Annotated in this window: 15 protein-coding genes and 3 pseudogenes; 2 read left to right on the top strand and 16 right to left on the bottom strand. The window is 55.8% G+C overall.

Features of this window, described 5'->3' with window-relative positions:
* Positions 1-784: 784 nt before the first annotated feature.
* From ABF990_RS09460 to ABF990_RS09400, 13 genes are all read right to left on the bottom strand, one after another.
* Complete coding sequence (locus ABF990_RS09460) at positions 785-3,319, bottom strand: TonB-dependent siderophore receptor (protein ID WP_415506581.1); 2,535 nt, start codon at positions 3,317-3,319, stop codon at positions 785-787.
* 167 nt (positions 3,320-3,486) lie between these two features.
* On the bottom strand, positions 3,487-4,470 hold the full coding sequence (locus ABF990_RS09455; RefSeq protein ID WP_415506580.1) for a FecR family protein: 984 nt from the start codon (positions 4,468-4,470) through the stop codon (positions 3,487-3,489).
* A 78-nt stretch (positions 4,471-4,548) separates the two neighbouring features.
* Positions 4,549-5,085: a sigma-70 family RNA polymerase sigma factor gene (locus tag ABF990_RS09450; RefSeq protein ID WP_415506579.1), complete on the bottom strand. Its 537-nt coding sequence runs from the start codon at positions 5,083-5,085 to the stop codon at positions 4,549-4,551.
* A 197-nt stretch (positions 5,086-5,282) separates the two neighbouring features.
* Positions 5,283-8,567, bottom strand: coding sequence for an efflux RND transporter permease subunit (locus ABF990_RS09445; protein ID WP_415506578.1), 3,285 nt, complete (start codon positions 8,565-8,567; stop codon positions 5,283-5,285).
* Positions 8,568-8,672: 105 nt separating this feature from the next.
* Positions 8,673-9,179 (bottom strand): Fur family transcriptional regulator, encoded by a 507-nt coding sequence (locus tag ABF990_RS09440; RefSeq protein ID WP_415506577.1) that lies wholly within the window; start codon positions 9,177-9,179, stop codon positions 8,673-8,675.
* A gap of 45 nt (positions 9,180-9,224) precedes the next feature.
* Positions 9,225-10,103 carry an energy transducer TonB family protein gene (locus ABF990_RS09435; RefSeq protein WP_415506576.1) on the bottom strand — a complete coding sequence of 293 codons (879 nt, stop codon included), beginning with the start codon at positions 10,101-10,103 and terminating at the stop codon, positions 9,225-9,227.
* Positions 10,100-10,615, bottom strand: coding sequence for a TonB system transport protein ExbD (gene exbD, locus ABF990_RS09430; RefSeq protein ID WP_415506575.1), 516 nt, complete (start codon positions 10,613-10,615; stop codon positions 10,100-10,102). The genes ABF990_RS09435 and exbD overlap by 4 nt, the downstream gene beginning before the upstream one ends.
* Positions 10,616-10,620: 5 nt before the next feature.
* Positions 10,621-11,367 carry a tonB-system energizer ExbB gene (gene exbB, locus ABF990_RS09425; RefSeq protein WP_415506574.1) on the bottom strand — a complete coding sequence of 249 codons (747 nt, stop codon included), beginning with the start codon at positions 11,365-11,367 and terminating at the stop codon, positions 10,621-10,623.
* Positions 11,364-11,615, bottom strand: a complete 252-nt coding sequence (locus ABF990_RS09420) for a hypothetical protein (protein ID WP_415506573.1) — start codon at positions 11,613-11,615, stop codon at positions 11,364-11,366. The genes exbB and ABF990_RS09420 overlap by 4 nt, the downstream gene beginning before the upstream one ends.
* On the bottom strand, positions 11,612-12,829 hold the full coding sequence (locus ABF990_RS09415) for a PepSY-associated TM helix domain-containing protein (RefSeq protein WP_415506572.1): 1,218 nt from the start codon (positions 12,827-12,829) through the stop codon (positions 11,612-11,614). The genes ABF990_RS09420 and ABF990_RS09415 overlap by 4 nt, the downstream gene beginning before the upstream one ends.
* 794 nt (positions 12,830-13,623) lie before the next feature.
* The gene (locus ABF990_RS09410; protein ID WP_415506571.1) at positions 13,624-16,101 is read right to left on the bottom strand and encodes a TonB-dependent siderophore receptor; all 2,478 of its coding nucleotides are present in this window, start codon (positions 16,099-16,101) and stop codon (positions 13,624-13,626) included.
* 234 nt (positions 16,102-16,335) lie between these two features.
* On the bottom strand, positions 16,336-17,346 hold the full coding sequence (locus ABF990_RS09405; protein ID WP_415506570.1) for a FecR family protein: 1,011 nt from the start codon (positions 17,344-17,346) through the stop codon (positions 16,336-16,338).
* A gap of 130 nt (positions 17,347-17,476) precedes the next feature.
* Positions 17,477-17,974 carry a sigma-70 family RNA polymerase sigma factor gene (locus ABF990_RS09400; protein WP_415506569.1) on the bottom strand — a complete coding sequence of 166 codons (498 nt, stop codon included), beginning with the start codon at positions 17,972-17,974 and terminating at the stop codon, positions 17,477-17,479.
* A gap of 123 nt (positions 17,975-18,097) precedes the next feature.
* On the opposite strand from ABF990_RS09400, the pseudogene ABF990_RS09395 reads away from it, so the two are divergent.
* A pseudogene (locus ABF990_RS09395) lies at positions 18,098-18,313 on the top strand (LysR family transcriptional regulator); the annotation flags it as partial.
* A gap of 2 nt (positions 18,314-18,315) precedes the next feature.
* On the opposite strand, the gene ABF990_RS09390 reads toward ABF990_RS09395, so the two are convergent.
* The 3 genes and pseudogenes from ABF990_RS09390 to ABF990_RS09380 all read right to left on the bottom strand — a co-directional run.
* Positions 18,316-18,549: a DUF2274 domain-containing protein gene (locus ABF990_RS09390; protein WP_415506584.1), complete on the bottom strand. Its 234-nt coding sequence runs from the start codon at positions 18,547-18,549 to the stop codon at positions 18,316-18,318.
* Positions 18,550-18,590: 41 nt separating this feature from the next.
* Positions 18,591-19,281: pseudogene (locus tag ABF990_RS09385) on the bottom strand (conjugal transfer protein TrbI); the annotation flags it as partial.
* Positions 19,278-19,719, bottom strand: a pseudogene (locus tag ABF990_RS09380) (TrbG/VirB9 family P-type conjugative transfer protein); the annotation flags it as partial. The pseudogenes ABF990_RS09385 and ABF990_RS09380, both read right to left, overlap by 4 nt.
* Positions 19,720-20,053: 334 nt before the next feature.
* Between ABF990_RS09380 and ppk2 the strand changes: the two are divergent.
* Positions 20,054-20,968 (top strand): polyphosphate kinase 2, encoded by a 915-nt coding sequence (ppk2, locus tag ABF990_RS09375; RefSeq protein WP_415506568.1) that lies wholly within the window; start codon positions 20,054-20,056, stop codon positions 20,966-20,968.
* The last annotated feature ends 309 nt before the right edge of the window (positions 20,969-21,277 follow it).

The raw sequence follows: 21,277 nt of genomic DNA, 5'->3' as shown, positions 1-21,277 counted from the left end.
GCTGATGGCTGATGGCTGATGCAATATGATTGCGTCTGTCTGTGCTGCAAGCATGCAAGACAGCAGCGGAGCCATGGCCTGATCTGCCAAAACAAAACGGGGCAGCCATTATATACAGTCACAAGCAGCATTCGCTTTTGTGACCTGCCCCCGACCACCGTCATAAGGAGAACAGGCGCTATTCGGTCAGATCATGCTCTCAGGGTAGCGGAAAGTATCTGCCTCACCAGCTGGCGTCCGACAAAACGGCCGTCGTCAGACGCTACCGATCGCCCTCCGACAGCCGGAAATGATCTCTTTAAGAAAAAAAACATTCGGTTATTTGATATCCATATCTTACAATCAGAACTTAAAGACATAACCTCTGGCTGCCACATCACACCAAACCAGCCGCCTCGAGAGAATACTTACAGTCATGGCTTTTGTATAAAAACATGGACAGTAGGGGCTGGGCCAGTCGATCTGACCGAAGGCAATAAATCCATGCTACTTATAGCACAGTTTGACTTGAAAAGCCTGTGTATACAACGGGATATTTCGCCTGCATTTCTGCCAGGAGACACAGAAAATCAAAGCCACCTTACGACTGGGGCCTGTATAAAACAGGCCACATTACGCAAAACATGACCACAAAGTTCAAAGACTGACAGCGTGTTGCGACCGAACACAACTGCCGCACTCATATTTTCATGCCTCCCATCCAGATCTCAACACGCTGCATCTTACATCTCAAAGAATAACTCTTGAACCTGACATTCAATTCTGTCAGAGAATTTTTGGATTCTTACCAGTTATAAGAGATGTTCCCATAAAAACGGCGGGCCTGCCCAAGATAGCACTGATCCGAAGAACATCCTGTAATGTAATATTTATTTGTCAGATTCGAAACCGCCAACTGAGCGCGCAGCCCGTGCAACTTAGGCGATAGTTCTACAAAATCATAATGTGCGCCGATATCAAAAAGGACATATGCCGGAACTTTATAAGAATTGGCAGCATCTGGATAGGTAAACCCTATATAACGAATACCCCAGTTGACACCCAACCCATGAAACACAGAACGAGGAAGGGTATAATCGATAAACGCTGACATCATATTACGGGGAACGTTTTGTACATACTTCCCTTGCTCTGACACGACTTCATTTTCACTCAGAGTAGCCAGATCAATCCTGGAAGTTGTCAGATTGTTTTTTCTATAATGAATATCCGTATAGGTGTAGGACGCTGTAAGATGCAGATCCTTGGTGATGTTGGCGTTTGCTGAAAGTTCGACCCCTTTGGCTGCGACCCGCCCGGCATCGGCACTGAAATTGGGATGCGCATCGTCACCGACAAGATAATGATCTTCGTTAAGATGAAAGGCTGCTGCCGTCAGGAAAACCTCGGTTTTTGGAATCTGGTATTTAAGACCGGCTTCGAACTGCTTTCCTGTAAGCGGTGAAAACGGTTTTCCACGCCAGTCGCTTGTTGTCTGCGGCACAAATGAAGTACTGTAACTGAAGTATGGGGCAAGACCGAAGTCGAACTTGTAGACAAGGCCGGCACGCCAGGTAAATGCCATTTGCGGGCGCTCACTAGGCGATCCGCCTGTAACGGTAGAGGTGCCATCCGCACTGTATTGCCGTGCTCCGCTGCGATTTGTCGTGTTGAACCAGTCCTGTCGACCACCCAGAATAACAGACAACCCGCGCCATTTGATCTGATCCTGGAAATAAACACCTTCCTGGAAATAGGACGTATGAGTGAGATAACCCGTAGAACCGCATGTATACGGATTGGCTATGCAGGGGACGAAACTGTAATCAGGGGAAAACAGATTAAGCGTATCAAATTCACCAAACATATTAGCCGTTTTTGATTCGATCTGGCGGAAATCAGAACCGACAAGCCACGTATGGTGGAGCGGTCCTGTCGTGACGCGGCCCGTCAGGCGGGTATCAAGCGCCACAGTCCGGTTATATCCCTGCACCTCCCATGCTCTTCGCCTGACCTCGCTGGCGGAAACCTGCTCGTTGAAATAGGAATTCCGGAGGTCCCAGTCAGACGCCTCCCACCGGAAAACCTGCTGAAAATCTAAAAAATCATTGAATTTGTGACGAAACTGATATTCAAACATGGAGGACGTGGTCTTGTTCGTGTTCCAGCGAGGCATGCCAAGAAATACGCTACGGGAAATCCGCCCATACGGACCCCGAAGAAGCGATCCGACAAGCGGATACACAACCGTATTGGCACCGCTGTCTGGCGTATAAATATAACTTCCCAGAATACTCAATGATGTTTTCTGATCTATATCCCACGTCAGGGATGGCAGTACGCCAACACGCTTGTAAGCGACATACTGTGTCTGTGTTCCCTGCGTCACGCCAATGGCTGCGACACGGTACCGCAGGTTGCCGCTTTTGGTAATCCTGTCGCTGACGTCAACAGTTGCTTCGTATCGCCCCCAGTTGCCAAAGCCAAGTGTGGCCTGACGGAGTGGCGTTGTGGTGGGTTTTTTCAAATCCATTCCGATAAGGCCACCCGGTGCGGACTGTCCGTAAGTGACGGAAGCCGGACCATTGACGACTTCAATCCGATCCAGAAAAGCAGTTTCTGCGGCTGTATAGGAGCTGGATTGCAGGCCATCGACAAACTGTGTTGTCACGAAACCACGCTGCCTTATGCCGTTTTCACCGCTATAGGCTGCACCGGTAAGATTTGTGCCCTGCGCTTCAGAATAAACGCCCGCACTATAACGCAATGCCTGAGCAACATTCTGTGCCTGCTGATCGACCATCTGCTGCCTGGTGACAACATAGATCGAATTGGGAATTTCAATGAGCGGAGTATCTGTTTTTGTTCCGGCCATGGTGCTCTCGGCAAAATAACCAGCACCAGGACCAGTCGGGTCCTGACGGGTGACGGCTCCCCCCACGCGGACAGGACCAAGTGTGATCGACGACGTGCTTCTGCGTTCCAGAATGAGTGTGCGCGCATTCAGTCTGCGGAACTGAACGGGTGTCCCGTTCAGCAGAGTGGAAAGGGCAGACTCTGGCGTCAATGTCCCCGATACACCTTTTGTCGCAAGACCTGTCGTTATGGCGGGATCGTAGGAGATCTGCCGCCCTGATTGCTGGGCAAAGACCGTTAACGCGCTGGAGAGCGACTGTCCGGCAATATGGAAGTTTTTGACCTTGCTATCCTGTTGTGCCGGGTCGGACGCAGCCGCCAGGGCCGGAACGCCATGCAGCAGCGCGATCTCCGTAATGCCGATCAACAAGTAATACCGAAAACGCTGCGCAGCGCGCGGAGCCGTCTGACTGTTGGCTGCCATCCTTAAACTCGCCTCTTTTTTTCCGAATGCCTCATAAATATGCGATCAATTATCATTCGCATAATTACAAGAAGAACGAGGGCGATTTTTTTATAGGGGCCTGGGAAAAAAATGCGGTGTCGTGGCTGGGCCGGTTATGTGGTGGACTAGTCTCCTGTTGGCCCTGATCACGATGGTTTTGCACCGACCAGCAAAACACGGGAACCTATTTCTCTGATGGCAACATGAGCGGGAGCGGCTACGGCTTTCAGGGCACCCGGTATGTCCGTCAGGTCATATGATCCGGCAACATGGATCGTATCGAGACCTGAACCGTAGACAACTATAAAGCCCGGATAATAGCGACGCAGGTTTTCCACCACGGATTGAACCGTTGCATCACTGACGGTCAGGCGTTTCTCCTGCCAGGAGCCTATCTCGGCCGGATTCACGTGGAACTGTGCGACTGCCCCTGACCGCACATCGATCGAGACCCGATCTCCGGCGCGCATATGCCGTTCGGTCATCGCGCCCTGATTGCCATAGTCAAGACCAATACACCCCTCATTAACGGCCACGTCGATCCGGGCATCGCTTTTATTGACATCGAAGCGTGTGCCGATGTCACGCGCCGTCATCTGGCCGGCCTGAACGACAAAAGGATGAATGACGTCATGGCGCACATTAAAAAACACCTCGCCGGCCAGAACGTTGATCTGTCGTTGCCCGGATGTGTAATGAAGAGCTATGGCCGAACGCGCGCCCAGTGTCGCGGTGCTGCCGTCAGGTAGCTCGATCATGCGGTTCTCGGCTGTTCCTGTCCGATAATCCGAAAGAACAGCAAGACGGATATCGTTTCTGAACACAAAAGCGAAGCCCACCGCGCACAGGGCGCTGGCAACAGCAACAACACGACGGGGGGTGAAAACAGGGCTTCTTGCGGGACTGATGGACGCTTTTTCGAGCGGCAGAAGAACTGGCCCGATATCTCCTGTCAGATGCCAGACATCCACCATGCTGCGCCACGCCGCATCATGTGCGGTGTCGGCTTTCCTCCACCGCTGAATTTTCATGTGGAGCGATGCATTTTCCGGGTCGTCCAGAAGCAGAACCAGAAATTCAGTCGCCTCCGAGACTGCCTGCCGATCATCGTCGGTCGAGGATACGTTCATGGAATCCCCATGGAAAAATGAGCTTACGCCACATTCTGATGGCATGCCCTGTCATGTGACGGATGGGAGGTCGTGTTTTCAAGGGGTGGTGTCTGTTTTCATCCGAGATTTCTCCTCGTCAAGAGCGTCTTTACATTCTCTGAACGCGTCTGCGATCAGTTGAGCCGCTCGTCCTATGGAGATGTCGAGAACATCAGCGATTTCGCGCAGCTTGTACCCACCGAATCTCTGCATTTCGAAAGCTATGCGTGTCCGCTTCGGCAACGTATCCAGAACAGACGCAATAATGGCGAGTTGCGACCGGGAGAGAGCGGAATCTTCGGGAGTGCGATAATCCACGGAGAGTGCCGCGAGCGCCTGCTCCGTATGTGTCTGTTCAAATCTGACTTTACCCGAACGCATATGATCAAGAGAAAGCCGCCGTACGATTTGTATGAAGTAAAAGAGAGGACTGATGACGGTCGTGCCGCTGCTGACCGCCTGCGACACATTGACGAACGCATCCTGCACAATGTCTTCGGCTTTTGTGCGGGAACCGACAATTCTGGTAGCAAGATTCAGGAAACGAAGCCTGTTGTCCAGATAGACTGAAAGAATTGTTTCGTCGCTTGCCACTGCATTCCGTTCCAGCACTCACAGAATCCGACATACCAAAGCACACTCAATGTTATTGATAATAGATCGCAATTTCAAGACTGAAAGAAGAGGGTATCGGTTTCCACGTGAGCGATCTCGCGCATATCAGCACAGCTTTTTTCAACCCTATAAAAATGGGCAGGATGTTCGTCTTGCCACCTGCTCCAGTCTCTACACTACTGTCTTTTGTGTCCTTCCAAACGGATACTTCCCTTGCTCACCAACAGATAAAGCGCCGGTGTCGTGAACATGGTCTGTGCCTGACTGACGAGCAAGCCACCGATCAGCGCAATGCCCAGAGGCTGGCGCAGTTCCATGCCGTATCCGCCCATCAGCACGAGTGGCAACGCACCAAGGGCGGCGGCAAAGGTGGTCATGACGATGGGCCGCAGGCGCAGCAGACACGCCTCGCGGATCGCATCCCGTGGCGTCAGGCCGCGTTCTCGCTCGGCATAGATGGCGAAATCCACCAGCAGGATGGCGTTTTTCAGCGAGATGCCCGTCAGCAGCAGCATGGCGATAACCGCCATGCCGGAGAACGGCAGGCCAAACAGGTCGAGTGCGACCACCGCCCCGATCCCGGCCGAGGGGATGGTGGAAAGAATGGTGAGCGGATGCCACAAGCTTTCATAGAGCATCCCCAATGTCAGATAGACGGCCAGCACCGCACCGATAATCAGAATCTCGCTGTCATGCGTGCTCCTGCCGACGTCCCCTTCATCGCTCTGCAACTCCCCGTTGATAGTCTCCGGCAGGTGCAGGCTTCGCCACTCCTGATCGATGATCGTCTGCACCTGTGACAGGCTGACGCCGGGGGCCAGTTCCAGCGCCAGCGAGGCGGAACTGGCGTAGCCGATATGGGTGACCGCCACCGGGTCTAGGCTGGGGGTGATGCGGGCGACCACCGACAATGGCACCAGCGTCTCCGCCCCGGTCGCCACGGCCGAACCGGTCGAGGCATTCGCCCCGCCCGCCAGAGAATTGGCGATCTGGTTTCTGAATGCCGTCGCACCGGTTGAGGTTGTGGTGCTGGTTGTGGTGCTGGTTGTGGCCGACGTGACCACCCGGATGGTGTTCGACGCCGAACTACCTGAAGCAGACCCACCGGACGGGCTGACCCAGAACTGCCTCAGGATTTCCGGGTCCTGCTGAAAGCGGTTTTCCACCGTCAGCACCACGTTATACTGCCCATGTGCGGTGTAGACGACCGAGGCCGTGGTCTGGCCGAGCGCATCGGACAGGGTGTTGCCGATCACCTGTGGTGTCACCCCGACACGGGCAGCGGTATCGCGATCAATGGTAAGCGTGATCCCCTGCCCCGGCGGATCGACATCCGGGTCCACGTCCCTGAATTCGGGACGATGCCGCAGGGCTTTCGCCAGCCTGCGTGTCGCCGGTCCCAGCAGCCGGTCGTCCTCGCTTCGCAGGATGTAGCTCACCCCGCTGCTGTTCGAGCCGACCCGCATCATGATGTTGCCGGGCGCCTGGGCATGATATTCGGCGTGAATGTCTTTCCCCATCCGGGCCACCACGCGGGCCGCCACTTCTGCCCCGGAGGCTCGTCCGGTGGACAGATCGCGCAGCGTGGCGAACACCATACCGTGGCTGGAGCCTTCGCTGGTATCGAGATAGGCAATGACATGACTGACGGCCGGGTCTTCCAGCAGCACTTTGCTGAAGTGTTCTAGCCGCTCCTTGGTCTGGGCAAGAGAACTGCCACTTCCCCGCGAGCCGCCTGAGACGATGCCGATATCCTGACGCGGAAATACGACCTTTGGCATACGCAGGAACAGAAAACCGGTCGCCAGCAGGGTCAGTGGCAGCAGCAGTGCCGTCTTGCCGGGATGGCTCAGGCAGACGTCCAACGTGCGGCGATACAGGCCGCCGCCGTGTTTCTCATGAGCGAGGAAAGCGGCGGCACCGCCATGATCTCTGCTGACTGGGGTAAGGTTCTGTTCGACCTGCTCCGGCCTTTTCCCTTCGGCAAAGCGCATGCACAGCGCCGTCAGACACGGCGTGACCACGCAGGACAGAACCAGCGACACCGTGACAGTGATACCCACTGTGCCCGCGAACTCCCGGAACAGCCGTCCCGTCAGACCGGGGGCAAAACCGATGGGCAGGAACACCGCCAGCACCGAGACGGTAATGGACAGCAGCGTGAACGCCACCTCGCTGGCACCGACAATGGCCGCCTCGTCGATGGAAAGCCCGCGCTCGCGCATGCGGATGATGTTCTCGATCACCACGATGGCGTCATCCACCACCAGTCCCGTGACCACCGTCAGCGCCATGAGCGAGAGATTGTCCAGCCCGAACCCCGCCAGATGCATTGGGCCGAGACTGGCGACCAGGCAGCACGGCACGATGATCGCCGCCGCGACCGAGGCGGTCCATGAGCGCAGGAACACCCAGACCACGACCAGCGCCAGCCCGCAGGACGCCAGCAGCGTCACCAGCGTATGGTGCAGGGAGGACCGGATCACGGCCGAGCCATCCCGCGCCACCGCAATATCCGCCCCCGGCGGCATCAGTGTCCGCAACTGTGGCAGTCGCGCTTTTACCGCATCAACAATGCCGACCAGATTGGCCTCCGGCTGGGCACGCACCATCAGGGTCAACGCCGGCTTTCCATCAAAGAACGCGGCGGCGTTCACGTCCTGCATGCTGTCGGTGACGGTCGCGACGTCACGCAGCCGGATAGGGCGTCCGTTTTTATATGCGATGACCAGATCCCGGTAGGCTGCGGCATGGTCGGCCTGATCGTTCACGGCCAACTGGTAGCGCTGCCCGGCCATATCGATCACACCCTTTGGCGTATGGGCATTGGCCGAAGCCAGAGCTGCGCGCAGGTTCTCGAACCCCATGCCGTATTTGAAGAACAGCAGAGGGTTCATTTCCACCCGCACGGCGGGGGCCGAGCTGCCCATGAGCGTCACATCCCCCACCCCCGGCACCTGCAGCAGCATGGGTCGCAGAGTGGTGTTCACCAGATCATACAGGCGGGACATGGACTGCATGCCCGGTGTCACGGCAAGGATCAGCACCGGCGTCGCATTGGGGTTGGCGCGATGGTAGCCCGGGTCCGACCCCGGCGTGGTCGGCAGATCGCGCCGCGCTGCCCTTATCGCGGCTTCCACATCGCGCGCGGCCCCATTGAGGTCACGCCCCAGCTCAAACCCCAGCGAGATGGAGGTCTCGCCCCGCGTGGAGGTGGACTGCATCTGCGTCACACCGGCGATATTGCCCAGATGGCGCTCCAGGGGTGCTGCCACCGTGCGGGCCATGACCTCAGGCGAGCCGCCAGCATTGGAGGCGGAGACAGAGATCACCGGCAGGTCGACATCGGGCAGGTCGGAAACCGGCAGATGGGGCAACGCCATCAGCCCCGACAGCACGGCGGAGACCAGCAGCAGCGTTGTCGCCACTGGACGATGGACAAACCAGGCGATGAATTTCAAGGAAGATGTCCCGTCCCTGCGGGAGGGCTCACTCTATAAGACGATCGATGCGGGCATTTTTTTCAAAAAAAGGGCGAAAAAATATTTCGCCCCCTATCCTGTTCATCATGACGCGCTGGCTGACGACGTGACCGTGATGGCGGCTCCCTGCACGGCCAGTCCGTGCTCAGCCGCGACCCGGCGTAATACCCTGACCACTTCCGGGGCATTGCAGGCGATCTTCCGTCCGGTCCCGGCCTCCACAAAGGTAATCGCGAGCGCTGCCTTGCGTTCGATGGCCACACTGTAGAGCCATTGCCGGTCGGGCGTGACATCGCGGCGCAGGATACCCCGTTCCACAAACAGATTCAGATTGCGCTGGATCGACCCCTGCGAGGGTGCGTGCCCGTGCTCCAGCATTTTGCTGAGCGTTTTCCATATCTCCACCGCCGTCGCGCGTGGTCCGGCTTCCAGAATGCCGTGAAACAGGATGCGCCGTAGATCGGTCATTTTGATGCCGACCTCCTCGCAGCGTTCTTCCAGGCTGCGCACGGCGCTGCGGCTGGCGCCCATGCCGGGGCGGATCTGGTTCACGGCTGGCGGCGAACGACGATGTTCGGAAAAGGTAAGCATGGGTTTGATCCTGTCACGATCAGAGATAAGGAAACGGCAGGAACCTCAGTTCCCACCGGAATGAATGTAGAACTCGACGGGCACGGTCAGGGTTATGGGATCCCCCGCGACACTGTCCGGCGGGATGGGCAGCGGCTGGGCGCGTTTGGGCAGGGCGATGGCTTCCTGATCCAGCAGAGGATGGCCGGAGGAGCTGGCCAGCGTGACCGAAAGCACATGGCCTTTGCGGTCCATGGAGAAGGTCACGGTCGGCACGCCTTCCTGATGGTCGGCCATGGCGTCGGACGGATAGCGCTTGAACTTTTCGAGTTGCGCCAGCAAAGCCCCCTGCCAGGTCACTGGATCATGCGATGCCTTGGACGACGAAGCACCCGGTGCAGGTGCTGCCTGTGCGGGCGCTGGCGGCGCTTCAGAGGATGGCGGGGCTGTGGTCGCCTCGGCGGGTGGCGTCTTGTCCGGGATCGGCTTTTTGAGCATCGGCACCGGCTTGTGCTTCTTGACCAGTTTCTTTGGCTTTTCGGGCTTGGGCACCGGGATTGGCGGATTGGGCGCAGGTGACGGCGGAGCCGTGATCTTTGGCGGTTCGACCGGGGCCGGATCCGGAATGGACTGGGTCTGCTGCGGTCCCGGTGGCAGATCAGTCGGCGGGGTCGGTGTGGAGACCGGTTCCGGGGCCATATCGATTGCGATCGCAGCCGGTGGCGGTTCAGGCACGGCCATGACCGGCGGTGGCAGCCGCATGATCCACCAGACTGCCCCGCCACTGACGGCGAGCACGGCAAGGAAGGACAGGCCCCACCTGACCGTGTCCTCACGCCGGGCCAGAAGGAGTTGTTCGCGCTGCCAGTCGGCAAAGGACGGCAAAGCCGCATCCTGCGTGGCGTCTGTAGCCCCTGTCGTCGCCATGTCCGCCGTACCGCTCACGGTGTCGCTCCGGATATGGGCGCGGCGGGAGCAGTCGGTGTGGCAAGGGGCGCGCCATCACCCACTGGAACCGGCGTCGTCCCGGCTTCACTGCCTTCTTCCTGCCCCTGAAGGTTGACGAGCGCGACCTTGAGATAACCGGCAGACCGCAGTCTATCCATCACGCCCATCAGCGTGCCGTAATCCACGGTTTTGTCGGCACGCAGGAAGATTCGCTCGTCCTTGTTGCCCTTGGTCGCACCCTCCAGCGCGCCGGGAAGTGCATCGGTGCTGATGTCATCCTCACCCAGCGCCAGGCCATGATCGGCCTTCACCGTCAGGAACACCGGATCATCCGGGCGTGGGGTTGGTTTTTCGGTCGAGGACGGCAGGTCCACCGGCACGTTCACCGTGGTCAGCGGGGCGGTGACCATGAAGATCACCAGCAGCACCAGCATCACGTCGATGAACGGGGTGACGTTGATCTCGCTCGCCTCATGCGGGTTCTCATCGGTATGGCGGATGCAGATCATGCCGCTTACTCCCCGGCCACCGAGCGGCTGTCGCGCGATGCGCCAAGCCGCACCACCTGCCCGCTGGCCGTCAGCGCCTGCATGCGCCCCAGATCACGCGAGACAAGACGCATGACCAGCGCGGTGAGGTCCGCCACCTGTGCGCGGCACGAGGCGGTCTGGCGGGCAAGATGGTTGTAGATCACCACGGCCGGGATGGCGGCCACCAGACCCAACGCCGTTGCCAGAAGGGCTTCGGCGATACCGGGAGCCACCACGGCGAGGCTGGTCGCCTTGCTGGCCGCGATACCGGTAAAGGAGGTCATGATGCCCCAGACTGTGCCGAACAGACCGATGAAGGGCGAGGTTGCACCAATGGTGGCCAGCACGCCGGTACCACGCATCAGCCTGCGGCCTTCGGCGGCTTCCAGCCGTTCGAGGTGCAGGACAATGCGTTCCTTCAGGCCTTCGCTGTCATCGGGAATGTCCTGCGACCGCTTGCGTTCGGTCTCGGCGGCCATGACCAGTGTGTGGGTGATACCGTTCTGACGGGTGCCTTCCTCGCCGAGATCCAGCGTATTGGCCTGCTCCAGCGTCTGTTCGGCTTTTGTCAGCTTCATCCGCACGCGCAGCAGTTCGACCGATTTGGCGATGAAGATGGTCCAGGTCAGCAAAGAGGCCACAGCCAGCAGGATCATCACGCAGCGGACAACCGGACCGGCGTTGAGGAACATCTCCCACGGAGAAAAGGAAATAGGAGCAAGATCGGTCATGAGAGACCTCCTTTGGAAGACGGTCGGCTCCATGCCCGGATCAGGCAAATGACCGTAACGATAAGGGGAATGGAAAGGGCCGCCCACGAGAGGGCCAGCCAGATGCCGTGCTGGCCCAGCAGGGCGGACAGCAGGCCAAAGGTGGTGAGCAGCCCTAAAGCAATTGGCCATGGCCACACGGCGATGGGCGCGCGACGACCCACATCAGGCGAGGCCCGCGTCGGGCTTTCGGGAGAGACCGCGTTCATCGGGCTCTCTCCGATGTCAGGGCAGAAACAGGCGCCCCCTCCGCGTCATCCAGATCATACCCCAGTGCCCGCAGTCGGGCATCGGTGGCGATCTTCCGCTTGCACGCCCACAGCACCAGACCGCTGACCAGCACGCCGATCACAACGATATCGAGCAGAGCCCAGAGAATTTTCAAGGGCATGCCACCGTAATCACCGAAATGCAGCGGGCGGGAGATTTCAAGAAAACGCAGATACCACGGCATCGGGTAAGCTCCGGTCAGCTCGCCCGTGCGGGCATCCACCAGAACCGGCGTGAACAGCCGCGCCCGCAGAGGGGTCGCTCCGTGCGTCCACAGCACGTAATGCACCGGGCTGCCGTAGGACGCACCGGGGAAGGACAGGCCCGTCACCTCGTTACCGGGAGCTGCCTTGGCCGCCGTGTCGAATGCGGCCTGCACGGAGGACAGATGATCCTGCGACGGTACGGGCAGATTGGCGTAGGGACGCAAAATCTGCCGCACGTCGGTCACGCGCCACAGGCCGAACAGCGGCGTCTGGAGTTCGTTGACCAGTCCCGTAAAGCCCACCACGGTTGCCCAGACCAGTGTGGCCGCCCCCAGCAGGTTGTGCAGGTCCAGCCATGTCAGGCGCGACGCGCGATGCCGCCGCACAGAGCCGAATGGCAGCCGCTTCATGAACCGGCCATACAGAACCGTGCCGGAGATCAGGGAGGCGACAAAGATACCGCCCATGAGGCCGAGAAACAGGCGACCGGGCAGATACGCGAACAGACTGGTATGCAGGCGATTGCAGATGCCCATGATGATACCCGTCCAGGTGCGCGGCTCCTTGGGGGCATTGGCTGGACGTGACTGCTCCAGCATCTTGGCCGTACGGGCATCGAACTTGATCCAGTGGCCGGAATTGCGGTCCGGATAATTCTCGTCGTCCTTCAGCGCCTGCCAGCTTGGCGCCATCGAGATCAGAACAGCCGGTTCATCATCGTCCGGATTCACATTGGTGATGATCTGACCGGGGTAAAGCGCCCTCGCCTTCTCCACGATAACATCGAGGCTGGCATTGGGTGTGCCGGGCGGCAGAACCTCGTAGGGCGGGTCATCGTCGCCGACGAACGTGTCCCAGATCTGTTCGGAGAACAGCAGTGGCAGGCCGGTTACGCACACGATCAGCAGGAACAGCGTGCAGATCAGGCTCGTCCATTTATGGACCAAGAACCAGCGACGGAGGGTACGGACGGTCATGAAAACCGCAGATTCACAAATGCGTGTAAGATTAAGTCGCAACTGGAAAATATACGCAAAACCTCGTCCCTCGCCGTTCTTTTCCGGCTTTTCCAGTCGCATGACATTCATCCTTACGCTTATGCGCAGCGGGACGTTCCATGCCTGATTGGAAACCGAACTTATGCTTCTCATTATGTAAGACGAGGGAACGAGCTCTTTTTCCAAAGGACTCAGAATTTTTTTTCGGACGACCTGCCAATAAGGAACGGTCCTGCTTGATCGGGCATGCGTGACACGCCGGATGACGCTGGAGATCTCCAAGATTATTTGAGAATGCGGGAGGACGACGCAACAGTGTGACAGGGTATAATTGCAAGCACCTTTTTCATCGTTGGTAACGATCACTCTGATGCCTGACGACAGCGCAGCGCCGGGGGCACGCTTCGGCGCAATTATTTCTTGCGAGAAGACGCCCCGTTGACAGTGACCATTAATATTATGGTGCTCAGACAGTCATAACCCGGATAAAATACTCTCATGCGACCTGTCAGACACATTTCGTATCATGACAGATATTATAAAGACTCCTGTATATCCCTGTGTCACGGATCTGACATGACGACCCCGTGTAACCGAGTGAACGGGAAGGACAATTCAACCTCCGTTTCCGGCGGTCGGCTGTGCGCGGGATCGGCATCTGATCTGCCCTTGAGCGTAGTATTGGGACAAAAGAGAAGATACCGAACCTGAAAGGAAAAATGTACTATATAGTCTGCGCTGCTTCACCAGCTATATGACAGGTTTCCATATACTCGTCGCCCCTGGCCAATGTAACAGGCATAATTTCCGCCACAGGACGTAACGTAATATTTATTGGTGAGGTTAGAAACGGCAAGTTGCGCCTGCAAGCCTTTAAGAAACCGAATTTTTTGTCCGAAATCATAATGCATACCGATATCGAAGAGATAATATGCCGGCACTTTAAATGTATTTACGGCATCGTTGTACGTGAAGCCGACATAACGCATACCGCCATTGACAGACAGACCAGGCGCAATATTTCCGGGAATTCGATAGTCGAGAAAAAACGAAAACATGTTGCGAGGCACTCCGTCGACATACTTTCCTTTTTCTGACGCGGCAGGACCGTATCCTCCGTCCGGAAGTTGGGCTGCGGCGGTAAGATTGGTACGGGCATACGTCATGGAATTATAGGAATATGACGCAATCAGACGAAGGTCACGTGTCAGATTGGCATTGGCCGAGACCTCGAACCCTCTGGCGTTGACGCGCCCTGCATTGGCAGAATAACCCGGATGGAGATAATCCGTGACCAGATAATTCGTTTCATCGATGTCATAGGCCGCACCCGTAATCAATATATCACGTCCAGGCACCTTGTACTTGATGCCGACTTCTTTCTGCTGCCCTTTGAGCGGCGGTTGAGGCGTGCCCTGCCAGTCACTCCCACTCTGCGGTATGAAAGATGTCGAGTAACTGAAATAGGGCGCCAGACCGAATGCGAAATTATATATAAGCCCAGCACGCCAGGTAAACGCCGTCTGCGGACGGGGGTCCGCACTGAGACGGGTCAAGGTAATGCTATGATCGGCGTTTCTGTTACTGTAAACCATGCCGTGATAATGAGTATTGACCCAATCCTGACGTCCCCCAAGCAAGACAGATAACCCTTTCCATTTAATCTGGTCCTGAAAATATACCCCCTCCTGAAAATAACTGTAATTATAACTTCCATGCCATGTTTCACATTGTGATGACTTCAGATCAGCACAGCGGATATAGTCATTCTGAGGATTGAAAATATCCACAAGATAATACCCTTCCGCGCCCGGATAACCGTTAGAACCAGGTGTTTTATCCGCGATGACATTCCATTTATAATTGTACTGCCGGAAATCGGACCCTACAACCCAAGTATTGTTCACTTCTCCAATATTGAATTTTCCATGGAAACGCGTATCCAGCCCGGCTACCGTGTTCTTATTACGCATCTCCCACGGATCAAGCGCTGCAATTCTATCCGTATACATACCATCAAGTATCATCGTCCGATTATCTCTGGTGGATTGCTCCCATCGGAAAACCTGACTGAAATTAACGTAACGATTGAAACGATGTTGAAACTGATATTCAAACATCGCGTCACGGGTCTCTTGAGTATTGAAATTTGTATTGCCGACAAAGCGACTTCGCGGAATTTTACCGTAAGGGCTACCATAAAGCGTGCCCTCCACTGGAAATTGCATGTAATTTGTGCCCATCGCCGGCGTATATAAATAACTTCCTATCAATGTAAGAGACGTTTTTTGATCTATGTCCCACGTAATGGATGGAAGGACGCCCACCCTTTTATAATCGATATGATTGGTCTGGGTACCCTGTGTCGTCCCCATGGCCGCAATACGGTAACGCAGGTTACCCGATTTCGTAATTTTGTCACTATAATCGAATGTTGCCTCGTAACGACCCCAGTTGCCAAAGCCTACGCTTACCTGGTGCAATGGTGTATCTGTTGGTTTTTTCAGGGACATGTCGATCATACCGCCCGGCGTTGTCTGCCCGTACATGACCGACGCCGGACCGTTCACGGCTTCGACCCGTTCGAGGAAAGCCGTCTCTCCCGCGCTATAGGATTCTGACATCAATCCATCAATGAATTGGGACGTATCAAAGCCGCGCTGGACAATTCCGCCGCAACTCCCTTTACTGGCGCATCCATTACTGTAAGTGCCCAGCTGTTCCGTATAAATGCCAGGCGTATAACGCAATGCCTCCTGTACGCTCTGCGGTTGCTGATCGAGCATTTGCTGTTTGGTAATGACGTAAATTGAATTCGGAATCTCTGTTATAGGGGTGTCGGTTTTCGTCCCCGCCATGGTGGTTCCGGCAACATAGCCAACGCCCGGACCCGTAGGGTTTTCGTGTATCGCAGTTCCACCAACACGCACGGGACCAAGCGTGATATTTGTAGCTGTAGGTATTAAAGTTACAACATTACCGTTGATACGATATGTCAGGCCTGTACCACTCAGAATTTGCGCCAGAGACTGCGCAGGCGACAATGTTCCGTTGACGGCATGGGACATCTTGCCTTCGGCCAGTGACGCCGGAATGCTCACCTGCAAACCAGCCTGCCGGCCAAACTGTGTCAGTGCAGCGGGCAAAGGTTGCGCAGATATGTGAAACTCCTTCAGCATCGCGGTCTGTGCATGCAGTGGCGACAACACAATTCCACTCATAACCGACGTAACAAAAAAAATTGTTGAATTCCTAATATATTTCCGCATCCGTGCGTCGCCGGACTTTACACCCATCACATAACTACCTTCTCTATGGCACCGTCGTATGGCGCTTGCTGCGTTGCCAGTTATTTACGAACGCGACGCAACTGCATGCCCCATGTTTCTACTGACTGTTGAGAAGGTATTTTTTTGAAAATTCTGAAAAATAAATTACAGGCTGAATGAAAGGTTTCAGTTTTCAGACAGAATCACAAGCCAGGGCGACAGCCGGGTGATTCTGATCCCATAGGCATCGGCCAAAGCCTCGATCGCTGCCTGTGGATGTCGAAGATCATAAACACCCGTCACGCGACGGGCTCCGAGCCTCCTCCCCCGAAGAATGAGTATTCCCCTGTGCCAGGGGCGGATTGCCTCCACGACATCGGAAACTGTCTGATTCTGGACAGTAAGCACCCCGTCACGCCACCCCGCGATCATAGTCGGATCGACATTACCTCGTCTCACACCATGGTCAGCAGAAATCGCAACAGTTTGTCCGGCGACAAGATCTTCGGCTATCGGTGGCGGATTGACAGACGCGACCTTCACCGCGCCACTTTCTACCGCTATCTTTGTTATCCGTCGGGCTTCCTGCACGTCAAATCTCGTACCGATATCCATCACGTCCAGATCATGTGCAACGACATGGAAAGGACGCTCCGGGGAATGTCGTATATCAAACCACGCTTCCCCCCGCAGAAGCCGGACAGTGCGCGAATGCGTGTCGGACGTAAAAGCGATTGCAGAACGGGGAGCAAGAGTCACCGTGCTTCCGTCAGGTAGAGACACGGTTCGTATCTGCCCTACACCCGTTATCTGATCCGCCTGCAAAAACAGACTCACATCAGGCCTGACAGTGCACCAAACGACCGCTACGCCCGCAGCAACGGCTGCTACTCCATACAGTGACAGTGGCCTGCGACACACAGTTCGCCGGCCAACCAACACGACAGAAGCAGTGGGCGTAACCTTGCCTACAACCGGACGCCATATATCCTCAAAAACAGGCGTCGTCTCGCCTATACCACCGTACACCCGCGATACTTTGCGCCAGGCCCGTGCATTCTCCTCTGTCGCTCGTAACCAGATGGTAAATTCCTGACGAAGTGTCTGATCTTCGCTCTCTTCCTGGAGCAAGATTGCCCAATCCAACGCCTGGCTTTCTTCAGGCGTCAGATTTTCCAGATCATCTGTCTCCGCCACGAAGCCCCCAAACACAAATAAACATGCGGGAGAGCATATCCATAGGTAGACCGATCCATCTCCCTCTTATGATGAAAAGACTATCGAACGCTGGTTTTTTCCGGGAAAAACGTCTTGGCATAAAAGAAAATCAGCCTAATTTCGTTAGGCAGTGCGCAACACCTTTACGTATGAAATAATGAGCCTGCGTCGTGGAGACATCCAGCGCCTCAGCAATTTCCCGTAATTTCGCGCCACCCAGACGGTGCATCTCGACGGCTATACGTATATTATCCGGCAATTCAGACAAAGCCTCCTGAAGCCGGAAAATTTCCATACGCGAGAGTGTCTGTTGTTCTGGCGAAGCTTCCGACGATGCCATATCAGCCAGATTTGTATCTGTATCCGGGACGAAGAGCCTCTCCCGCCGCTTCCGAGACCTGATATGATCAAGGGCGAGATTATGTACAACCCGTCGCAGATAGGCCGCAGGCTTTTCTAAGAGCTGCTTTGCCGCTGCTTCGGCCAACCGGACATAAGCTTCCTGGACAACCTCTTCTGCCTGATCACGACTTCCCGTCAGACGCCAGGCATAGCTCACCATTTCGCCGTGCACCTGCATACTGTGTTTGTAGATTGCCGTACTCACCTGCCGCTGCCCTGAATTCCAACTCACAAAGTGAGAATGCTTCGCATTTATACTTATGTCAGGACATCATGGAAGGCAAGAGGAAGCTTGGCGGATCGGCCCTGCGCTGTGTGGCTTGGCCCGATTGTCGCACTCGTCCAGAATAAAGAAGGCATCGCGCTGCTGCCCGCCCCGTGGTTGCCGCTGATCCGCGATCAGCATGGTAACGACATCGCGATCATGGAAATCCGTGACTCGGGCGGTTCCTCCCATCTGGCATTCGGCATTGTCTGGTGGCCTGACAATGAGAATCCCTGCGCCCAAACCTTCGCCCGGCCTCTCGAATCCCATCGGCCATAAGGTTACTTTTCCAATGATGCAGCTTTTGCCTGCCACCGTGCACTGGCGAACCCCTTGTCTGCCATCATGAACTGCCGAAGCATGGAGGCGATCAGTCGTTCCGGATCCATTGCCCCACCGCTACCAGAAAGAAGTGCGGCATAGACCAGCAGGTCACGATGGATATCGGGAGGTAACGCCACGGTCATTTTCACCGGTTTCTCATCGGGAAGCTCCCGGATTTTCAGATCCGTCATCATATGTGTCCTTGATACCGGTAGGGTTTGAGTAACAGGTCGTGCCCGACCAGAAAGGTGAACGACAGGCCTGGCCGGTCGGAGCTGATTTTTGTTTTCAGCGCACCAGCGATCACCGTTACCTGCCTGGAAGAGGCAGGGCGAGACCAGCGGCATGATACGATCGGGGCTGGTCGTCGCGCGATCGGGTTGTCCTTACAGGAAGGCAATGTTCCCCGCCTGTGGTCCGGCCGTGGTGGACGCCCGCCTCTGAGAGGACGGAGCACCCGGCCCGGGCGGGGTCGCCTGTTCGCTGGCGCGGTCACGCTCCCCCGTGTGCATAAACAGCCGGCTCGCGATCGCCGCCTCGACCTCTGCGCGGCGCGGTGGTCTTCGGTGCCGGACGCCACCTTCTCCTGCCCTTGCGCATGCAGGATGGCGCGCCCGAGATCACCGGGCAACGATGGCCCGAGGTTCGACACGGAATTGTCAACATAATCGGAGGGCAGTCCGGTCAGTCCGTCGGCTGAGGGGCGGACATCGGTGTCCTGCGCCGTAGGCGTGGATAGCGACCGGTGGCTGGCCTGAAGGGCATAGCCCAGCGCGAATGCCACCATGCCGACCCCTCCCAGCATCCAGACCACGGTGCGGAAAAGCCGCACGACACGTGGCCGGTGCCCGCAGACGCAGATCGGGCGGCGGCGTTGCAGCACCTGCGGAATTTTCGCCCATTGTGGGTGCCTGCCCGGTCATGACGGCCGTCCGTCGGCGCGAACGATGCGCCCCCGCCGTTCGGAATGCTTATCGCCCAACCGCAGTTCAGCGGCGGCAAACAGGCGATCCACGATCATCCAGTTCTGACGCACCCGGTAATTGACCAGTTCCGGCACGCCATCGGACCCGAGCACAAAGAGCGGGGGCAGTTCCCCCCTGCCCGATCCCGGCCGGAAGGCGATACAGACTTTGTGGCCATCATCAAATGCCCGGCTGGGCAGCCAGAGCGGGGTGCCCCCTTTCACCGGCGGTATGACATAACGGAAATTCAACGCATTCAGGTTCAGCCCTACATCCACAGGGACAGCATCATCGGCCGCACTGTCCTGCCGATGCAGAGCAATCAGGTCATCCTCGGGATAATCCCAGGACACCCACGCCATGTAGGTGGCGGGGGGTGGAGCGAAGTTCCGCTAGCCTTCATGATGTTGAGAAGGTCTGGGGAGTAGCTTCAGAGAATCTCCTTCGGGACGTCAGTTATAATGGAATGAGCTCGGTTCAGCCAAGCCTACAATATATACTGAATGTGGGGGAAGGGGCGAATAGCCATTCGGATACTTCGACCATTCCACGCACTGTAATATTTAGCTTGAATGTAAGCGCAATGTTTTAATTGTTGTATTTTAATGAAATCGGCATTTTTAAATGCAGGGTTGGTGATTTTGCATAGAAAATATGCCAGTTTTAGTTTGGGAATGACCTATTATTCTCCAGCGCTGGCTGACTGGGAATTGGGCAGGGAGTAAAGATAATGGCTAAGACACCAGGTGGATTTTCTCCAGCTGAACTGGAACGTATCCGTATCAGGCAGGAAATTATTGATGACCTGGACGAAGAATTTGAACTAGAGCTTGAGGACGGCGATGCTGATGACAAGACAACAGAATATTCAACATCGTTTCGGAAAACATATTTCAGTGAACTGGTCCGTTTACAGGGTGAGCTTGTAAAGCTGCAGGATTGGATCAAGCAAACGGGCAACCGGGTTGTTGTTCTTTTTGAAGGCCGTGATGCGGCTGGAAAAGGCGGAGTTATCAAGCGTATTACGCAGCGTCTGAATCCGCGTATCTGTCGCGTGGTGGCATTGCCTGCTCCAACCGATCGCGAACGAACACAATGGTATTTTCAGCGTTATGTTGCCAACCTGCCAGCCGCGGGTGAAATGGTTCTGTTTGATCGAAGCTGGTATAACCGTGCCGGCGTAGAACGTGTGATGAATTTTTGCTCGGACGACGAGTATGAAGAATTCTTCCGCTCCGTACCAGAATTTGAACGGATGTTGGTGAGAAGCGGTATCAAATTAGTCAAATACTGGTTTTCGATTACCGATGAGGAACAGGAGGCTCGGTTCAAGGCGCGTATTGAAGACCCCTTGAAACAGTGGAAACTAAGCCCCATGGATCTTGAAAGCAGGAAACGGTGGGAAGCCTATACAAAAGCAAAAGAGATCATGCTGGAGCGTTCAAGTATTCCGGAAGCACCATGGTGGGTTGTACAGGCTGTTGATAAAAAGCGCGCGCGGCTGAACTGTATCAATCATCTTTTGCAACAAGTGCCTTATCAAATAATAGCTCATTCCGAAGTCGTTTTACCACCACGTGTTTATCATGAAGATTATGAACGGCAGCCCACACCGGAAAACATGATTGTTCCAGAGATATATTAGAGATAGTTTTAGAAAGAATTGGGTAAATCGAGAATTTCTTTATACTGAGAACGATACGAAGTCGTTAACGCTCATCTGGGCGATGTTGGTGGCGTGTGGCTTCGGGATGGGTTGGGCTGGAGCCGGGAAAAGGCATAGACTGGCTCTGGCGGCCTGAGCGGTATAATCGGTGAGACTGAAACCGAACTGATTGTGTCGACAATCGCGGCTTCCTTTGATTTTTCCGAGCAAATTCTGGCTAGTCTTATATGATCCCTGACGTGCCCCCCTTTTTGTATCCACTCAAAAGGAGAGTTCCCGTTTTTTATG

The sequence above is a fragment of the Acetobacter sp. genome, assembly GCF_047723915.1.
GTDB lineage: Bacteria > Pseudomonadota > Alphaproteobacteria > Acetobacterales > Acetobacteraceae > Acetobacter.
The sequence above is the reverse complement of the archived record's forward strand: the minus strand, read 5'-3'. Positions and strand labels throughout refer to the sequence as shown.

What these genes read in the sequence shown, in the direction of transcription:
- ppk2 (WP_415506568.1), top strand. Translation starts at nt 20,054, where the DNA reads ATGGCTAAGACACCAGGTGGATTTTCTCCAGCTGAACTGGAACGTATC.
- ABF990_RS09390 (WP_415506584.1), bottom strand. Translation starts at nt 18,549, where the DNA reads ATGACGGATCTGAAAATCCGGGAGCTTCCCGATGAGAAACCGGTGAAA.
- exbB (WP_415506574.1), bottom strand. Translation starts at nt 11,367, where the DNA reads ATGACCGATCTTGCTCCTATTTCCTTTTCTCCGTGGGAGATGTTCCTC.
- ABF990_RS09440 (WP_415506577.1), bottom strand. Translation starts at nt 9,179, where the DNA reads ATGCTTACCTTTTCCGAACATCGTCGTTCGCCGCCAGCCGTGAACCAG.
- ABF990_RS09455 (WP_415506580.1), bottom strand. Translation starts at nt 4,470, where the DNA reads ATGAACGTATCCTCGACCGACGATGATCGGCAGGCAGTCTCGGAGGCG.
- ABF990_RS09410 (WP_415506571.1), bottom strand. Translation starts at nt 16,101, where the DNA reads ATGAGTGGAATTGTGTTGTCGCCACTGCATGCACAGACCGCGATGCTG.
- ABF990_RS09460 (WP_415506581.1), bottom strand. Translation starts at nt 3,319, where the DNA reads ATGGCAGCCAACAGTCAGACGGCTCCGCGCGCTGCGCAGCGTTTTCGG.
- ABF990_RS09420 (WP_415506573.1), bottom strand. Translation starts at nt 11,615, where the DNA reads ATGAACGCGGTCTCTCCCGAAAGCCCGACGCGGGCCTCGCCTGATGTG.
- exbD (WP_415506575.1), bottom strand. Translation starts at nt 10,615, where the DNA reads ATGATCTGCATCCGCCATACCGATGAGAACCCGCATGAGGCGAGCGAG.